A 15,893-nucleotide genomic window follows, 5' to 3' on the forward strand; every position below is an offset into this window, starting at 1 on the left:
ACACTTCGCCGTCAGATGTGTACCTGAGGGGGACGCGCGACACCCGGGGCGCTCCGTAACGTTGTGCCCATGATCACAGCAGAAGGCCTCACGAAGAGGTTCGGAGACAAGACCGCCGTCGACGACGTGTCGTTCACGGTCAAGCCGGGCAGCGTCACCGGCTTCCTCGGCCCGAACGGCGCCGGGAAGTCGACCACCATGCGGATGATCGTCGGCCTCGACCGCCCGACGTCGGGGCGTGCCACCATCGCCGGACGCGAGTACCGCAAGCTCCGCGCACCTCTCACCGAAGTCGGTGTCCTCCTCGACGCCAAGGCGGTGCACACCGGTCGCACCGCTCGCAACCACCTCCGCGCCATGGCCGCGACACACGGCATCCCCTCCTCCCGAGTCGATGAGGTCATCGACCTTGCGGGCATCGGGTCGGTGGCACGTAAACGCGCGGGCGGATTCTCGCTCGGAATGGGGCAGCGCCTCGGCATCGCTTCGGCACTGCTCGGCGACCCGCACACGCTGATCCTCGACGAGCCGGTGAACGGCCTCGACCCCGAGGGGGTGCGCTGGGTGCGCCAGTTCGTCCGTCACGTGGCATCAGAGGGGCGCACCGTGCTGCTCTCGAGCCACCTGATGAGTGAGATGGCGCAGACCGCCGACCACGTCATCGTGATGGGCCGCGGTCGGGTGCTCGCGGATGCCCCGCTCGCGGAGCTCGTGCGCTCCTGGACTCGGAACACGGTGCGGGTCCGCACACCGAGACCAGCCGACCTGGCTGCCGCCGTCGGAGGGCCGGAGGTGGAGATCGTGAGCTCGGCTCCCGATCTGCTCGACATCGTGGGGCTGCCCGCCGCGCGGATCGGCGATCTGGCCGCCGACCGCGGCATCCCGCTCCACGAACTCACCCCGACCACCGGATCACTCGAAGACGCCTATCTCGCCCTCACCGGCGACTCCGTCGAGTACCGCACCAAGGAGATCTCATGACCACGACACAGGCTCCCGCTCCCACGCGGACACGCGTCGACACCGGTCGTCGGCTGACGTTCATGCGCGCACTGCGCGGCGAGTGGATCAAGCTCGCCACCCTGCGCTCGACGTGGTGGTCGATCGGCATCACCGCCGCCCTCACGGTCGGCATCGCCGTGCTCATCGCCCTCGCTGTCGATGTGCCGGACTTCAGCCCGATCCAGGCCGTGGTCATGCCGATCCAGTTCACGATGCTGCTCGCCGGCATCATCGGCGCGATCTCGGTCACCGGTGAGTACTCGACGGGGATGATCCGTTCGACGCTCACTGCGAACCCGATTCGCGGTTCGGTGCTGGCCGCGAAGTCGACGGTGCTGGCACTGTTCCTGTTCGTCTCGTCGCTGGTGATCTTCGTCGTCTCCGCGCTGGCCGTCTCCCTCATCGTCGCCCCGCGTGACCAGGGCATCGACTGGTCGGACCCGACAGCATCGGTGCTTCCGATCGTGGTGGCTTCCTTGTCGATGGCCGTCTTCGCGCTCATCGGCGTCGCGTTCGGATTCGTCCTGCGCTCCGGTGCGGGCGCCATCGCCGCAACCGTCGGTGTGCTGTTCGTCCTGCCGATCGTGGCGAACTTCTTCTCCTTCGCCGGAGAGACGTGGGCATGGGTCCTGCAGGCCGCCGCCTACCTTCCGGACGCCGCCGCACGGAGTGCGATCATGCCCGGAGCCGGTGCCGCACTCGACGCTCCGGTTGCGTTCCTGACGCTGGCCTGCTGGGTCGTGGGCGGTGCTGCCGTCGCGTGGGGCGTGCTGCGCACCCGCGACGCGTAAAGTCGGCCTGTGAGCAGAACGCGAAGCCGCAGCGACTCGGTCCGCGAGGACGAGGAGCTGCGGCTTCCGCGCGCCCCGGGCCTGTTCCGACGGTTCTGGGCCCGCCATCCGCTGTTCGCCGACATCCTGCTCGCGCTGATCTGCCTGTTCCTGTCCCTCGCCCCCGCCGCGCCGTACCCCAACACCTCGCTCCCGGAGGGCACATACATCGCCATCAACATCGCGACGTTGGTGATGGTCGCGATCGGATGCAGCACTCTCCTCTGGCGTCGACGGGCACCCCTGGGTCCCTTCGTCGCTGCGGTGATCCTGGGGACCGTCGGACTGTTCACAGGCATGTCCGGAGGCATCGTCCTCCTGCTCGTCGCCTGCTACGGCGTGGCGGTCTACAGATCGGCGCGTCTGGCCTGGATCTGTTACGGGATCGGTGCCGCTTGGTTCCTCGGACTCACCACGATCCTCATGCTGACCGGCACGACCCTGCTCCAGGTCGGCATCGATACCGCCCTCGGCTACGTCGCGCTCGGGCTCATCGGCACGCTCGTCGGGGTCAATGTGGGCGGCCGCAAGCGCTATCTCCTCGCCATCATCGACCGATCCCGTCAACTCCTGATCGAGCGCGATCAGCAGGCGCAACTCGCCGCCGCATCGGAACGCGCCCGCATCGCACGGGAGATGCACGATATCGTCTCCCACTCCCTCACCGTGATCGTCGCACTGTCCGAAGGGGCGGCCGCCACCCCCGATCGAGAACAGGCCCGGAGGGCTGCGGTATCCGTCGCGGACACCGCCAGAGGCGCTCTCACCGAGATGCGTTCGATGCTCGGTGTGCTGCGCGACGACGAATCGCCGCTGCCCCTGGCGCCGATGCAACCCGTACCCGCGCGTGACACCGTGGAGACGGCTCAGCGCGCGGGCTACCCGGCGACGCTCACCGTCATCGGGCAGGCCGATGTCTCCCCCGCCGTCGCGCATGCGATCGGCAGGATCGTGCAGGAGGGCGTGACCAACGCCATGCGCCACGCCCCGACCGCGAAGAGCATCACCGTGCGGCTGGAGTACACGGCCGACACGGTCGTGATCGAGATCGTCAACGACGGCGTCTCGGGTGAGATCGGCTCAGACGGATTCGGTGTGCGCGGGCTCTCTGAGCGTGCCGCCCATGTGCATGGGACGGTGCGATCCGCACCTGCGGATGGAGGACGATGGATTCTGCGGGCGGTGCTTCCCACATCGGGAAGCAGGCCCGCCGCACCGCGACAGACGATGGAGGACGACGCATGACGCAGGCGATCAGAGTGCTGCTGGTGGATGACCAGGAGCTGATCCGTCTCGGCTTCCGCATGGTGCTGGAGTCTGAGGAGGACATCGTCGTCATCGGCGAAGCCGGCGACGGGAAAGCGGCGATCACGCAGAGCGCGCTGCTCGCTCCCGACCTGGTGCTGATGGACATCCGGATGCCGGAGCTGGACGGCATCGCCGCCACCGAGGCCATCGTCCGAGAACGTCCGCAGACCAAGGTGCTCGTTCTGACCACCTTCGATCTCGACGAATACGCGTTCGGAGCCATTCGCGCGGGCGCGAGCGGATTCCTGTTGAAGGATGCCCAGCGCCACGAGATGATCTCCGCGGTGCGCGCCGTCCACCGCGGGGATGCGGTGCTGTCCCCGCGTGTGACGAGAGCGCTGCTGGAGCACGTGACGCCTCGGCTCGGCGGAGCGCCCGCGACTCCGGCCGCAGAGGAGAGCGCTGCTCTCGAATCGCTCACGGAACGTGAGCGGGACGTCTTCCTCGCGATCGGCCGCGGACTCACCAACGCAGAGATCGCTCAGAGTCTGTACGTCGGCGAGTCCACGGTCAAGACCCACGTCGGTCGTGTGCTGGCGAAGCTCAGCGCGCGGGACAGGATCCACGCGGTCATCCTGGCGCATCGGCTCGGGCTCGTCGGCGACTAGCCCGATCTCATCAGGCTCGCGACGGCGCCCATTCCGAGACGCGGTCGAGCCGCTGCACCTCATCGTCCGAGAGCTCCAGACGCGCCCCGGCGAGCAGGTCGGGAACCTGTTCCACGGTTCGCGCGCTCGCGATCGGTGCGACCACGGTCGGTTGCGCGCGAAGCCACGCGAGCGAGGTCGCGGCGATCGAAACGCCGTGCACATCGCCGATCTCCTCGAGCGCGTCGATGATCCGCAGGCCCGCTTCGGTGGCGTATTTCGCGGCGCCCTGCGCCCGGGGCGAAGTCTGACCCGCGGCGTCCGTCGAGCGGTACTTGCCGGTGAGGAAGCCACTGGCCAGGGAGTAGTACGGGATGAGTCCGAGGTCGAACTCCTCGGCGACCGGGATGATCGTGTCCTCGACCTCGTTGCGGTGCACGAGGTTGTAGTGCGGCTGCACCGCGACCGGCAGCGCGACTCCGAGGTGACGGGCGATCTCGACCCACTCGCGGATACGCTCGGCGGAGTAGTTCGACACGGCGATGTGCCGGACCAGGCCGTCTTCGACCAGTCGCCCGAATGCGCTGACGGTCTCCTCCAGCGGAACGGTCTCGTCATCGAAATGCGCGTAGTACAGGTCGATCTCATCGATGCCCAGGCGCTTCAGCGAGGCCTCGGCGGCCTTGCGGACATTCGCGGCGGAGAGGCCGCGGAACTGCGGGTGCTGACTGACCTTGGTCGCGACGACCACACCCGCAGGTTTGCGCGAGGCCAACCACTCGCCGACGATCGTCTCACTCTCTCCTCCTTCGTTTCCCGGCACCCAGGCGCTGTACGAGTCGGCGGTGTCGATGAAGTCTCCGCCTCCGTCCACGAAGGTGTCGAGGACGGCGAAGGACGTGTCGCGGTCGGCTGTCCAGCCGAACACGTTGCCGCCGAGCGAGAGCGGAAGGACGTCAAGATCACTGGTACCGATGCGGGTCATGATGAGAGCAACCGGTGATCCCGCCTCCCGCATTCCCGGACGACGCCGTGTTGCGCTCCATGAACGTCACGGTGGCGATGCCTCCCCCCGCGTCGTGGATCTGCGAGGGGCGGCCCACGATCCGCGGATCCGGAGCGTGGGCGACCATCGGGTCCTTGCCCGGATAGTCGAACCGTGCGAGAACACATCTCATCGCTTCCAGCCGCGCGCGCCTCTTGTCGTTCGACGAGATGACGACCCACGGGAGGGCCGGGGTGTCCGTGTGGAAGAACATGGCCGCCGCTGCCTCGGTGTAGTCCTCCCATCTGTCGACGCTCGTGAGGTCGGTGGGGCTGAGCTTCCACTGCTTGAGCGGATCCTCGCCGCGACGGGTGAACCGGCGCCGTTGTTCCGCCTCGCCGATCGAGAACCACAGCTTGATGAGGCGGATGCCCGAACCGACGAGCATGCGCTCGAACTCCGGCGCGGTCTGGATGAACTCCTCGTACTCCGCCGACGAGCAGTACCCCATCACGCGTTCGACGCCCGCTCGGTTGTACCAGGAGCGATCCATCAGCACGATCTCACCGCCCGACGGCAGATGCGCGACGTAGCGCTGGAAATACCACTGCGTCCGCTCGACATCACTGGGTTTGTCGAGCGCGACGACACGAGCGCCGCGGGGGTTCAGGTGCTCCATGAAGCGTGCGATCGCACCGCCCGCGCCCGCCGCATCCCGCCCCTCGAACAAGATGAGGACCCGTCCCGACGAGCGCGTGATGTGCGCCTGGAGTTTGAGGAGTTCGATCTGCAGCAGTCGTTTCTCGCGCGCGTATGCCGCCCGTGTGAGCGCCTGCGCATGGGGGCAGCCGGGCTGCCGCTCCGACGTGACCGTCGGGAGTTCGGACGAGCTGCCCATCGCCTCCCCCTCCCCTGGCGCTTCTCGATCGCGCGACGCATGAGGCAAAGCGCAGGTGGCCGCGGCGGGGAGTCGGCCACCTGCGCCGTCATCGACCCGGCGTGATCTCGTTGAATCCACCAGGAAACTCAACGCTTAGTAACATATCACCTTGTAGCGCGATACTCCGGAATGTACTTCTCGCACCCAGCCGTCACCGGAGACGCGACGAGGTCGAAGTCGCGGCTATCGTTCACTCATGGGAACGATCCAGTACGGCAGCGGTGACGAGATCCACATCGAGGACCGCGCACTCGCACATCTCAAAGTGGTCATCGCCACGAAATTGCGGCGCAATGAGAGCTTCACCCTGTCGTGGCGGCACCCCGACGGCGACGCCCCCGGCCGTTCGACCATCTGGCTGCACCCATCGATCCCCCTGCGCTTCACCTTCGACGAGCCAGAGGCCCCTCAGCTCAACCCGAAATGGATTCAGGACCTCATGCAGTCGGCGAGCTCCACGGGCGGGATCAGCCTCATCGAGGAAGTGGTCGAAGCGCCGCCGACCGGCGACGCGGGCTCACCTCACCTGGACTGAACTCTCCGAATGAGCGACGTGCGGACGCGCGTCAGCTCGCCCGCCACACGGAGAGCAGCTGCCATCCTTCCGGCACCTGGGACTCGAGCGCGGCCATGTCGTCACCCTCGATCTCGCGGATGCCGTCGCGACGCAGGAACTTGCCCTCGACGGATCGCATCGATCCGGCCTTCTCCATCGTCGCCATGGCCGACACCAGGTCCCATCCCGCAGGCGCCTGGGCGGTGAGCTGTGCACGGACCTCGGCGAGATCTTCGCCTTTGAGGGTGACGCTGTGGGCTTCGAGCGGGCGGATCAGTCCGTGGAGCATCAGACCAGCCTACGACCCTCCACCCGCGATCCCGTCGGGGCCACGGACACGCTGCCGGCAACCGGATTCTGCAGCTGATCCGTTTCCGCGCGCAGAGCGTGGGCACTTCCGTGGGCAGTGCCCAGATCGTGCGCTCCACTCCCCTCGCCGCCGTCGTCGAGTTCCGCGCGGAAGAGAAGACGTTCCGATGCTGGGTGTGGGGTAACGCCGTGGCGCTCGCCGACGAAGTCTCCTGAAACGACAGAAGGTCCCCACCCGGCCGAAGCGGGAGGCAATCTCTCACGTTATCGAGCTCTGAGGTCGGGTGTCTGTAGACCAAAGAGGGGACAGCGCGGCGGGCGTGTTCTTCAATACGTTGTGCGTATGAGTCCTCCTCAAGAACCACATCCGCTGGGTGCGAGCTTCGCACATCGCCCCGTATCGCGTCGGACCATGCTCGCGGCCACCGGCATTACCGCAGGCGTAGCGCTCGTCGGGCACGGCATCCTGACCGGTGAATCGGCGTCCGCAGCTGTACCCGCCGCGAACGGATACATCTACCCCACTGACCCGTTCAAAGCATCCACCGAGGCAGCTGGACAGTTCAACGCGCCACGTGAGGGCACGCGACGCCATATGGGGCTGGACACCTGGGGGTACCGTGGGATGCCGATCCTCGCAATAGCAGGTGGATATGTATCCGGAGGCGACTGGGAGTCCACGCCCAGCGATCCCCACGGGTGGGGGAACCACATCGTCGTCGACCATGGCAACAGCGTTGTGAGCAGGTATGCCCACTTCGAAGGGGCCCCCATCGTCGCGCGAGGCGCGACGGTCGCACAGGGGCAGGTGCTCGGCTACATGGGCAACAGCCAACGAGGACCACGCAACTCCGCGATGGGAGTGCACCTGCACTTCGAGATTCTCGTGAACGGTGCCTTCGTCAGCCCCCTCGCATTCTTGGCGGGCAACTCATCTCCGCCCGTGACTAACCCCAACCCTGACCCCGGCTACGAACCGATTGGAATCGCTGACATGACCTTCCTGTGCATCACCCCCATCAACGGAACCAACGCCGACGCCGGCGTATACCGCTGGATCATCGACCCCGCCGCAGGAACCAAGCGGAACATCGACGGGGGCGAGTACGAGTACCTGAAAGCTGTCGGCTACCGTGAGGTGGGGGGCCTCCAGCCTCCGATCACCTCGGCGCGGTATCAGCAGATCTATCCGGCAGCAACCACTCCGTAAAGCAACAGAAGACCCCACCCTGCGTCGGGCAGGGTGGGGTCTTCTGCGTTCAGAGAGGCGATCGGTGGATCGCGGCCGCGGCCGCGGCGGTGATGACCTGCACGGCGGTGCGGATCGCTCGAGTCCGCTGCGATCACGCTCGATGTCTATGCCGACCTCTTCGACGACAATCTCAGTGCTGTCTCGGCGAACCTCGAGAGCGCCGCCCGCGCGCAGAGTGCGGGCAAATCGTGGGCAACACTCCTCGCCCAGACACGATAAAGGCCCATCCCACTGGCTCCAGGGACGCGGGCCTTCGTCTCAGAGCCGACTACGGGACTCGAACTCTCCTTCACGGCCGCGGCGCGGGGACATCCGCGAAACGACGGGCGCAATCGACCACGCTCAACCGCCTACAACCACCGTCAGACGCGGACACCCGTGGGTAGAACGTGGGCGCGCCGTGCTCCGCTCACACGAGAGTTGACGGCTCTCGTTCAGGACGTCGGATGCCTCGGCATAGAACCGAACCTCTCGGCCGGAGGAAGGAATCACCGGCGATGGGGAACCCTGCGGCGACGCTCGCTCGGCGCGACCGACGTCATGGCGCTCGCTGAGCTGTCGAAGGTTCCCGGCGTCGCATGGGACACGTTCTCGTTCCTCGCCGGCTACATCGGCGCCCCCACGTCCTGACTCCCTAGGGACGACGAGAGACCCCCACCCGGCCGAAGCCGGGTGGGGGTCTCTCAACATATCGACGTCTGAGCTCGCGCGTCTGTAGGCCGAAAAGGGGACAGCGCGGGCCGGACGGTGAACCCTAGGTTTAGTTCCATGCACAACACCCTCGAGGCGCCGCCGCCGGGAATCATTGCAGCCGATAACCCCGGCACAGCACCACCGCCCGCTAGCCGTCCACCCGTATCACGACGGATCTTCCTATCCGCAGCTGCCATCGCAGCCCTTGTGGCTGCCGCGGGCCCAGTCGTGGGGCAGGCGACTTCTGCCCGTGCCGACTGGGGGCCATATCGGAATGGTGAGATCCCACTGGATGCGCTCACCCCTATCCCATGGAAGCCGTCTCTCTACCTGCGGTCCGACGCAGTAGCAGCGCTCGTTGCTCTGAACGCCTCGTTTCGGAAACAGTTCGGACGCGACCTGCCAATGTCAGATGCCTACAGAGACCTCCCCAACCAAGTCAAAGCCCGCCAAGACTGGTGCGCCCGGGGCCATTGCGAGAACGCTGCAATACCAGGGCAATCGAACCACGGCTGGGCTGTCGCCATCGACATTGGTATCCCTATCGATGGATGGACCAATCCGATCTACCTCTGGATGAAATCGAACGCCCCCCAGTGGGGGTGGATCCATCCGAACTGGGCAGAGCCCGGTGGGCAGAAACCAGACGAAGCCTGGCACTGGGAGTACACAGGCGTCTACAAGCCGACCCCCGAGACATCAGCAACGGAGAACAACGTGGAAGCAATCGTCAAGGCCCCGAACGGAATCGTCGTGCACCTCCGGCCTGGAGGAAAGACGAACTTCGGGACACCGCAGGAGTACAACCTCTTCCGTGATCAGATCGCTTTCCTTCGCAACGCCGGTGCGACCGATGTGATGGCGCTTCCTGAGCTGTCCACAGTGCCCGGCGTGACGTGGGACACCTTCATCTACCTCTCGCGCTACATCGGCGCCCCCGAGTAGGTACGCAGCGTCAACAGCGTGACACGCTGAAACGACAGCAGATCCCCGCCAAGCTAGGCGGGGATCTTTTTGCGATCAAGTGCACTCGAGCCGTGAGGGGCTGTCCTCGGCTGGCCTGATGTTCATCGGTCTCATCTGCTCTCCTTCCGCGCTATCCGACCTGATTCCTCCGCTGAATGTCCGAACTGCCGACAGCATTCGGATCATTCGGCCTGTGAGTCTTCTGGGTGGCCGATCGCAGCCGAGAGGAACCCTCATGTCAGACGCCACGCCCGCCGCCGGTTGGTACCCGGCACCGCACGCCGACAACGAGCTGCGCTACTGGGACGGTATGCACTGGCTCGAGCCGGAGCCCGCCCCTGCCAACGTGACCAGCGATGCACTCCCGACGGCGGCAGATGTTCCCGGTGAGGCCGCAACGCCGACCGAGGCGGAACCCAGCGCGAAGGCGAAGATGCCCGCGAAGAAAAAGTGGATCATCGGCGGATCGATTGCCGCCGGGTGGAGTGTCGAGATGCTCCTCGCCTAGACAGGACAAAGGCCCGCATCCCGACTGTTTCCATGGGATGCGGGCCTTCGTGTGTGGAGCCGACTACGGGACTCGAACCCGTAACCCCCGTTTGAAAGATGGCCTGTTCCTAGGTGTACTTGCGTGCACCGTCCGCAGGTTTTCGCGGGATCGGTACAACCAGGTACACACATGTACAGATTCAAAACCACGACTAAACCATGGATCCGTCGCCTCTCCGACGTCGGAGGTTGCGACGTAGAATCGAACATCTTGGCCGGAGGAAGGAATCACCGGCTATGGGGAACCCTGGATCGACACTCTCCGCGTACCGGGACATGCAGTCGCAGGCGCGATCGATCCTTGAAGCCGCGAAGCACGGCCCACTCCAGTCGCTCAGCGACCGCGAGCTCCCGCTCCGCGATCACCCGCTCACGATCTACCCTCACGCGCTCCAACGCCGGGTGCGGGCGTGGGTGCGATTCGGCCCCGAAGCGGTGCGCGTCGATGCGAAGGTCGTGCGCTCTACGCCCCTCGCCGCTGGCGTCGAGTTCCGTGCGGAGGAGAAGACGTTCCGATGCTGGGTGTGGAGTAACGCCGTGGCCCTCGCCGATGACGAACTCTCCTAGGCTGGTCTGATGCTCATCGGACTCATCCGCCCTGTCGAAGCCCACTCTGTGACGCTCGAGGGTGAAGATCTCGCCGACGTGCGCGCGTAGCTCACCGCTCAGGCACCCGCCGGATGGGACCTGGTGTCGGCCATGGCGACGATGGAGAAAGCCGATCGATGCGCTCCGTTGAGGGAAAGTTCCAGCGACGCGACGGCCTCCGGGAGATCGAAGCGGAGAACATGGACGCGCTCATCGCGTTGGTCCCCGAGGGCTGGCAGCTGCTGTCCGTGCGCACGGCCTGAAACGACAGAAGACCCCCACCCGGCCGAAGCAAGGTGGGGGTCTCTCAACCTATCGAGGTCAGTCCTGACGTGTCTGTAGGCCAAAGAGGGGACAGCGCTTTCGTCATGAGGTTCAATACGTTGTACCCGTGAGTCCACCACTGATACGCGATTTCAGGAATCCTTCGGAACTAGAGGGAGGCGGTCGAACGATTACTCGACGCTCGCTTCTCCTCGCAGCTGGCGGCGTCGCCGCGACGGCTTTCGTCGGGGCGTCCGTCCTCGACCCCGAGCCCGCCTCCGCGTGGGGAGGGTACGCCAACGGCCAGATCCCTTTAGACCAGCTCACCTCGGTCGACGGCCATCGCTTCCGAAACGATGCTGCTGTCGCAATGGTTGCCCTTCGCGCAGCCTATCGGGGCGCATTGGGAAGGACGCTGATCCTCAACGACGGCTATCGCGATCTCGCCGGTCAATGGCGAGCATGGAACGACTACCTGAATGGCGGCAACCTCGCCGTATACCCCGGCACCTCGAACCATGGTTGGGCGATCGCAGCCGACTTCGGAGGCGAGGTGTACAGCAGCTCCGCGAGCGCTGGTCACCGATGGCTCCAAGCCAACGCGCTCGCGTTCGGCTGGTCATGGACCGGCCGGTATTTCAGCCGGATCGAGAACTGGCATTGGGAGTACAACGGCAGCTACACCGGGACAACTCCCACACCCGAAGACAACCCCGATTTTGACATCCATCGAAGGAACAACAACATGGCTTCTCTGTACTACACGACCGTCAACGGCGTCACCACCTTCGCGCTCGCTGGTGACGGAGTCGGCAACGCGGCTTGGCTCGAGACCACTGACCAGGCCCTGGCGAACCAGCTCGCCGGCCAACACGGAAACGCGGCGTTCCTCACGCAAGGATCCTTCAATCAGTGGAAGAGCTGGTACCTAGGCCAGTAACCGACCGTCCTCGAACCACAGAGACCCCACCCGGCCGAAGCCAGGTGGGGTCTCTCATTTAGAGCCCGAGGCGATCGTTGTGGTCAGAGATCGCGGAGCGGAGGTGCGCCTTATCGTCGGTGCCGTCGTGCATCGCGCGCCGCTGCCGGCGGGTTAGGCCAGTGGAGTTGCCGTCTTGGCCGCGGTACGCGACTGCGCCGGCCGGCGCGGAGCCTGCACCGAACTTGCGCAGCCACTCGTCGACAGCGGGGATCGCCATCACGCGCGCGATTGCAGCGCTGACCGCGGCGAGGGCCGCGATCGCGGCGGTCGCCCAGGCGATGGTGGGGCCGGGCACGACGTCGGCGACGGCGTCGATGATCTGTGGCGCGACGATCACGATCGTCGCGAGGACGGCTGCGGCGCCGACGATGACTTGCACCGCCGTCCTGATGGCCCGCTGCAGTGGGATCAGCTCGACCCCGATGCGAAGCGCGTCACGATCCGCCGTACGATCGCGCAGGACCGCGATGGCAAGTTCTTCGTGCAGGAGTTCACGAAGTCGGATGCCGGCTATCGCGAGCTGGAGCTGCCCGACCATGTCGTCGACATGCTGCTGCGCCGTCGCGTCGCGTCGTACTCGGCGTTCGTGTTCGCATCGAGCGTCGGCACATTCCGCCACCCGAACAACTACCGCACCTCCTGGCGCGAGGCGCTGCGCGATACGCCTTGGAAGGGCACGACGCCGAAGAGCTTCCGGAAGACCGTCGCGACGGTGATGCGTGACGAGCTCGGCATTCAGGCAGCGAAGGAGCAACTCGGCCACGAGGACGAGCGCACCACGCGCCTGCACTACGCCGACGAGGTGCACCGCGGCCCCGCGGCCGGACTTGTTCTGTCCAAGCTGTTCACCTGAAAACCATGGATAAACAACGAATCGCCCCGACTCCACGAGGGAGCCGGGGCGATTTTCTTTGTTTTGAACTGGTATTTCTTGAGCCGACTACGGGACTCGAACCCGTAACCCCCGTATTACAAGTACGGTGCGCTACCAATTGCGCCAAGTCGGCGGATGCCATCCATCAGCTTAGCGATGGCATCGACCCCGGTTCGAACTACGGGGCGGGCGTGGTGGTCGACGTGGGCGTCGGAGACGGCGTCGCACGGGAGGCATCGCTCGCGACGCTCAGCACGAACTGCGAGAACTCGGCCGGGTCGTCGAACGCACCGACGTACGCCTCGCCGTTCGCGACGATCATGGGCGCGGTGTTGAGCATCAGGTCTTTCGATCCGGCGAGCGGTCCGTCGAGCGCGCGCGTGGTCGCTTCCTTCGCCCAACCGACGAAGTCACCGTTCTCGATGCACGACCGGACGGCCTTGGTGTTGTCGGTGCCGACGGCGGCTGCCAGATTCGCCAGGTCCTCGTCTGACATCCCGTCACTGCCGACCTCGGGCTGGTCGTCGAGCAGGTCGTGATTGAAGGCGTAGAACTGCGCAGGCGAGTGCGTGGCGACGCACGCGGCGGCCGCGGCGGAACGCAACGAGTACTTGGTGCCGTTCGAGCTCGCGGTGAGCAAGGCGACCGGGTGGTAGCTGACGGTGACCGCCCCCTCCCCGATCCAACCGGCGAGCTGACGCGCATTGGCCCGCTCGAACTTTCCGGCGTCCGGCGAGAGGTAGTCGACGTAGACGTGGATGTCGACCTTGCCGGAGGAGGTCGCGCTGGGGGTCGGCTCAGTCGAAGCGCCCGCATCGGTCGGCTCTGCCGAGGGCGTCGCGGGGACCTCATCGGATCCGGCAACGGCGGTGATGTCGGTGACGACGACGCCATCCGACTCCATCCCCGTCGGGGTGAGCTTCGGCTTCGACACCTGAGCGGACACCGCAAGGGTCACGGCGGTGCCGATCGCCCCCACCGCGACGACGGCGACGGCGCCGATGATGATCCGTCGCATGAGGCGCGCCCTCGACTGCTGGGCGTGCACTTTCTGAGCCTTCTCCCGCACGGCCTCGCGAGAATTGCGAGGTGTGGGGACGTTCGGCGTTTCGTCGCTCGACATCGTTCCTCTTGTGAGTCTGCGGGGGTCCGGGTTGGCCCCGACCGCCGCTGAGCGACGATCGCCGCTGGGCGCGGCCGAGATCGATGCTAACCAGTGAGGCTGAGAAATACCCAGGTACAGCCGTTCATGTCATACTGATCTCGACCCAAAGACGGGTCACGGTGGCTCACCCCACCGCTTCATCACTACGGATCGTCCGGCACGTACCTGCCGGTGAAGGAGAAACACAATGGCATCTGTGACTTTCGACGAAGCCACCCGCCTGTACCCCGGTGGAACCCGTCCGGCCGTCGACAAGCTGAACCTCGAGGTCGGTGACGGAGAGTTCCTCGTCCTCGTCGGTCCTTCCGGTTGTGGTAAGTCCACATCTCTGCGCATGCTCGCCGGCCTCGAAGAGGTCAACGCCGGCCGCATCCTCATCGGCGACCGCGACGTGACCGACGTCCCGCCGAAGGACCGCGACATCGCGATGGTCTTCCAGAACTACGCCCTGTACCCGCACATGACCGTCGCCGAGAACATGGGCTTCGCGCTCAAGATCGCCGGCGTCGGCAAGGAAGAGCGCGCCGCACGCGTGCTTGAGGCCGCGAAACTCCTCGACCTCGAGCCCTACCTGACCCGCAAGCCGAAGGCCCTCTCCGGTGGTCAGCGTCAGCGTGTCGCCATGGGCCGTGCGATCGTGCGTCAGCCGCAGGTGTTCCTCATGGACGAGCCGCTGTCGAACCTCGACGCCAAGCTCCGCGTCCAGACCCGTACCCAGATCGCATCGCTGCAGCGTCGTCTCGGCGTCACCACGGTCTACGTCACCCACGACCAGACCGAGGCGCTGACCATGGGCGACCGCATCGCGGTCCTCAAGGATGGTCTGCTCCAGCAGGTCGGCTCGCCCCGCGACCTGTACGAGAAGCCGAACAACGTCTTCGTCGCCGGCTTCATCGGCTCGCCCGCGATGAACCTGTTCTCGGCCGACCTCGCCGAGGGCGGCATCCGCTTCGGCACCGAGGTCGTCCCGCTCGACCGCGACACCGTCGGTCGCGCCAACGGTTCGCAGGTGACGGTCGGCGTGCGTCCGGAGGACATCGTCGTCGGCCCCGCCGACGGCAAGGGCCTCTCGGTCACGGTCGACCTCGTCGAAGAGCTCGGCGCCGACGGCTACCTCTACGGTCACACCGAGATCAACGGCAAGCGCGCCGACCTCGTCGCTCGCGTCGACGGTCGCAACCACCCGAACGCCGGCGAGACCGTCACGCTCGCCGCCTCGGCCGGCCACGTGCACGCGTTCGACATCGAGTCGGGTGACCGTCTGAACGACAAGCCGGTCGTCTCCGCCTGATCGGATCCACAGACGCGGCGCAGGCTGACCTCGGTCGCCTGCGCCGCGTCTCTTTTTCCTCTTCGTACGCCACCAGGAGCATCATGCAGGATTCGCTGCGGATCACCGCCAGCAAGGTCGATCCGGGACTGCTCGCCCTCCCCTGGTCCACCACGCTCGCCAAGTGGCCGTCCGAGCACATCGTCTCGCTCCCCAAGGGGCTCTCCCGCCACCTCGTCCGGTTCGCCGACCTCTCGGGTCGCGTCGTCGCCGTCAAGGAGACCACTGCCGAGATGGCACAGCGCGAGTACGACATGCTGGGCAACCTCGCCCGGCTCGACGTACCGTGCGTCGACCGGGTCGCTGTGATCGCGGGGCGCACCGATGCCCATGGCGATCCCCTCCCCGCGGCACTGGTCACCTCGCACCTGCGCTTCTCGATGCCGTACCGTGCGCTGTTCACGCGCGTCCTGCGCCCGGACACCGCCAACCGTCTGGTCGACGCGCTCGCGCTGCTGCTCGTGCGCCTCCACAACGTGGGCTTCTACTGGGGCGACGTCTCCCTGTCGAACACCCTCTTCCGTCGTGATGCCGGGGCCTTCGCCGCCTATCTCGTCGACGCGGAGACCGGAGAGCTCCATGAGGAGGGTCTGACCGATGGGCAGCGCGCCTACGACCTCGACCTCGCTCGAACGAACATCGCCGGCGAGATCATGGACCTCGCCGCCGGCGGACGCCTCGAGCACGGGGTGGATGCGGTCGCGATCGCCGAC

At 66.1% G+C, this 15,893-nt stretch carries 21 protein-coding genes and 1 tRNA gene; 16 read left to right on the top strand and 6 right to left on the bottom strand.

The features are described from left to right. Positions 1-69 precede the first annotated feature (69 nt). From L687_RS27710 to L687_RS27725, 4 genes are read left to right on the top strand one after another with little or no spacing between them, the layout of a single operon-like run. Positions 70-981 carry an ABC transporter ATP-binding protein gene (locus L687_RS27710; protein WP_021199061.1) on the top strand — a complete coding sequence of 304 codons (912 nt, stop codon included), beginning with the start codon at positions 70-72 and terminating at the stop codon, positions 979-981. After that, positions 978-1,793, top strand: a complete 816-nt coding sequence (locus L687_RS27715) for an ABC transporter permease (RefSeq protein ID WP_021199062.1) — start codon at positions 978-980, stop codon at positions 1,791-1,793. Before L687_RS27710 ends, L687_RS27715 begins: the two co-directional genes overlap by 4 nt. 9 nt (positions 1,794-1,802) lie before the next feature. Further along, entirely contained in the window at positions 1,803-3,077 is a 1,275-nt protein-coding gene (locus L687_RS27720) for a sensor histidine kinase (RefSeq protein ID WP_021199063.1), read from the top strand. Further along, complete coding sequence (locus L687_RS27725; RefSeq protein WP_021199064.1) at positions 3,074-3,748, top strand: response regulator transcription factor; 675 nt, start codon at positions 3,074-3,076, stop codon at positions 3,746-3,748. The genes L687_RS27720 and L687_RS27725 overlap by 4 nt, the downstream gene beginning before the upstream one ends. Before the next feature lie 10 nt (positions 3,749-3,758). On the opposite strand, the gene L687_RS27730 is transcribed toward L687_RS27725, so the two are convergent. Together L687_RS27730 and ppk2 are read right to left on the bottom strand one after the other, a co-directional pair. Then, on the bottom strand, positions 3,759-4,712 hold the full coding sequence (locus tag L687_RS27730; protein ID WP_021199065.1) for an aldo/keto reductase: 954 nt from the start codon (positions 4,710-4,712) through the stop codon (positions 3,759-3,761). After that, positions 4,690-5,610, bottom strand: a complete 921-nt coding sequence (gene ppk2, locus L687_RS27735) for a polyphosphate kinase 2 (protein ID WP_021199066.1) — start codon at positions 5,608-5,610, stop codon at positions 4,690-4,692. Before ppk2 ends, L687_RS27730 begins: the two co-directional genes overlap by 23 nt. A gap of 238 nt (positions 5,611-5,848) precedes the next feature. Here ppk2 and L687_RS27740 point away from each other — a divergent pair, with 238 nt between their 5' ends. After that, positions 5,849-6,187 carry a DUF7882 family protein gene (locus L687_RS27740; protein WP_021199067.1) on the top strand — a complete coding sequence of 113 codons (339 nt, stop codon included), beginning with the start codon at positions 5,849-5,851 and terminating at the stop codon, positions 6,185-6,187. Between the two features lie 31 nt (positions 6,188-6,218). Here L687_RS27740 and L687_RS27745 read toward each other — a convergent pair whose 3' ends face one another. Then, positions 6,219-6,497 carry a hypothetical protein gene (locus L687_RS27745; protein WP_021199068.1) on the bottom strand — a complete coding sequence of 93 codons (279 nt, stop codon included), beginning with the start codon at positions 6,495-6,497 and terminating at the stop codon, positions 6,219-6,221. A gap of 98 nt (positions 6,498-6,595) precedes the next feature. On the opposite strand from L687_RS27745, the gene L687_RS42750 reads away from it, so the two are divergent. The 8 genes from L687_RS42750 to L687_RS41830 all read left to right on the top strand — a co-directional run bounded on the left by L687_RS42750 (position 6,596) and on the right by L687_RS41830 (position 11,769). Further along, a complete protein-coding gene (locus L687_RS42750; protein ID WP_021199069.1) occupies positions 6,596-6,733 on the top strand; it encodes a hypothetical protein in 138 nt (45 codons plus the stop codon). Positions 6,734-6,929: 196 nt separating this feature from the next. Then, positions 6,930-7,727: a M23 family metallopeptidase gene (locus L687_RS42120; RefSeq protein ID WP_167540693.1), complete on the top strand. Its 798-nt coding sequence runs from the start codon at positions 6,930-6,932 to the stop codon at positions 7,725-7,727. Between the two features lie 462 nt (positions 7,728-8,189). Next, positions 8,190-8,399 carry a hypothetical protein gene (locus tag L687_RS27755; RefSeq protein WP_021199071.1) on the top strand — a complete coding sequence of 70 codons (210 nt, stop codon included), beginning with the start codon at positions 8,190-8,192 and terminating at the stop codon, positions 8,397-8,399. Positions 8,400-8,537: 138 nt separating this feature from the next. After that, the gene (locus tag L687_RS42125) at positions 8,538-9,407 is read left to right on the top strand and encodes a M15 family metallopeptidase (RefSeq protein WP_084487271.1); all 870 of its coding nucleotides are present in this window, start codon (positions 8,538-8,540) and stop codon (positions 9,405-9,407) included. A gap of 256 nt (positions 9,408-9,663) precedes the next feature. Then, complete coding sequence (locus tag L687_RS43095) at positions 9,664-9,936, top strand: DUF2510 domain-containing protein (RefSeq protein ID WP_021199073.1); 273 nt, start codon at positions 9,664-9,666, stop codon at positions 9,934-9,936. Positions 9,937-10,214: 278 nt separating this feature from the next. Further along, positions 10,215-10,544: a hypothetical protein gene (locus L687_RS27765; protein ID WP_021199074.1), complete on the top strand. Its 330-nt coding sequence runs from the start codon at positions 10,215-10,217 to the stop codon at positions 10,542-10,544. 158 nt (positions 10,545-10,702) lie between these two features. Further along, positions 10,703-10,828 carry a hypothetical protein gene (locus tag L687_RS43240; protein WP_021199075.1) on the top strand — a complete coding sequence of 42 codons (126 nt, stop codon included), beginning with the start codon at positions 10,703-10,705 and terminating at the stop codon, positions 10,826-10,828. A gap of 128 nt (positions 10,829-10,956) precedes the next feature. Next, positions 10,957-11,769: a M15 family metallopeptidase gene (locus L687_RS41830; RefSeq protein WP_152525867.1), complete on the top strand. Its 813-nt coding sequence runs from the start codon at positions 10,957-10,959 to the stop codon at positions 11,767-11,769. 58 nt (positions 11,770-11,827) lie between these two features. Here L687_RS41830 and L687_RS42990 read toward each other — a convergent pair whose 3' ends face one another. Next, entirely contained in the window at positions 11,828-12,190 is a 363-nt protein-coding gene (locus L687_RS42990; protein ID WP_021199077.1) for a hypothetical protein, read from the bottom strand. Between L687_RS42990 and L687_RS27780 the strand changes: the two genes are divergently transcribed. Next, complete coding sequence (locus L687_RS27780; RefSeq protein ID WP_021199078.1) at positions 12,185-12,664, top strand: tyrosine-type recombinase/integrase; 480 nt, start codon at positions 12,185-12,187, stop codon at positions 12,662-12,664. The two genes, L687_RS42990 and L687_RS27780, sit on opposite strands and share 6 nt — an antisense overlap. Positions 12,665-12,745: 81 nt before the next feature. On the opposite strand, the gene L687_RS27785 is transcribed toward L687_RS27780, so the two are convergent. Both L687_RS27785 and L687_RS27790 read right to left on the bottom strand, forming a co-directional pair. Further along, positions 12,746-12,818, bottom strand: a tRNA-Thr gene (locus L687_RS27785). 45 nt (positions 12,819-12,863) lie between these two features. Further along, complete coding sequence (locus tag L687_RS27790) at positions 12,864-13,808, bottom strand: DsbA family protein (protein WP_021199079.1); 945 nt, start codon at positions 13,806-13,808, stop codon at positions 12,864-12,866. 229 nt (positions 13,809-14,037) lie between these two features. On the opposite strand from L687_RS27790, the gene L687_RS27795 reads away from it, so the two are divergent. Both L687_RS27795 and L687_RS27800 read left to right on the top strand, forming a co-directional pair. Further along, positions 14,038-15,141 (top strand): ABC transporter ATP-binding protein, encoded by a 1,104-nt coding sequence (locus L687_RS27795; RefSeq protein ID WP_021199080.1) that lies wholly within the window; start codon positions 14,038-14,040, stop codon positions 15,139-15,141. Positions 15,142-15,224: 83 nt separating this feature from the next. Beyond that, positions 15,225-15,893: phosphotransferase (locus L687_RS27800; RefSeq protein ID WP_021199081.1), on the top strand; the 669-nt coding region annotated here is incomplete at its 3' end.

The organism is Microbacterium maritypicum MF109, assembly GCF_000455825.1.
GTDB lineage: Bacteria > Actinomycetota > Actinomycetes > Actinomycetales > Microbacteriaceae > Microbacterium > Microbacterium maritypicum_A.

Bases quoted from the DNA above. Each gene is read 5' to 3' on its own strand.
- L687_RS42120 (WP_167540693.1), top strand. From the start codon at position 6,930: ATGCTCGCGGCCACCGGCATTACCGCAGGCGTAGCGCTCGTCGGGCAC.
- L687_RS27740 (WP_021199067.1), top strand. From the start codon at position 5,849: ATGGGAACGATCCAGTACGGCAGCGGTGACGAGATCCACATCGAGGAC.
- L687_RS27715 (WP_021199062.1), top strand. From the start codon at position 978: ATGACCACGACACAGGCTCCCGCTCCCACGCGGACACGCGTCGACACC.
- L687_RS43095 (WP_021199073.1), top strand. From the start codon at position 9,664: ATGTCAGACGCCACGCCCGCCGCCGGTTGGTACCCGGCACCGCACGCC.
- L687_RS27730 (WP_021199065.1), bottom strand. From the start codon at position 4,712: ATGACCCGCATCGGTACCAGTGATCTTGACGTCCTTCCGCTCTCGCTC.
- L687_RS27710 (WP_021199061.1), top strand. From the start codon at position 70: ATGATCACAGCAGAAGGCCTCACGAAGAGGTTCGGAGACAAGACCGCC.
- L687_RS27765 (WP_021199074.1), top strand. From the start codon at position 10,215: ATGGGGAACCCTGGATCGACACTCTCCGCGTACCGGGACATGCAGTCG.
- L687_RS27725 (WP_021199064.1), top strand. From the start codon at position 3,074: ATGACGCAGGCGATCAGAGTGCTGCTGGTGGATGACCAGGAGCTGATC.
- L687_RS27745 (WP_021199068.1), bottom strand. From the start codon at position 6,497: ATGCTCCACGGACTGATCCGCCCGCTCGAAGCCCACAGCGTCACCCTC.
- L687_RS42125 (WP_084487271.1), top strand. From the start codon at position 8,538: ATGCACAACACCCTCGAGGCGCCGCCGCCGGGAATCATTGCAGCCGAT.
- L687_RS27795 (WP_021199080.1), top strand. From the start codon at position 14,038: ATGGCATCTGTGACTTTCGACGAAGCCACCCGCCTGTACCCCGGTGGA.
- L687_RS43240 (WP_021199075.1), top strand. From the start codon at position 10,703: ATGCGCTCCGTTGAGGGAAAGTTCCAGCGACGCGACGGCCTCCGGGAG.
- ppk2 (WP_021199066.1), bottom strand. From the start codon at position 5,610: ATGGGCAGCTCGTCCGAACTCCCGACGGTCACGTCGGAGCGGCAGCCC.
- L687_RS27790 (WP_021199079.1), bottom strand. From the start codon at position 13,808: ATGTCGAGCGACGAAACGCCGAACGTCCCCACACCTCGCAATTCTCGC.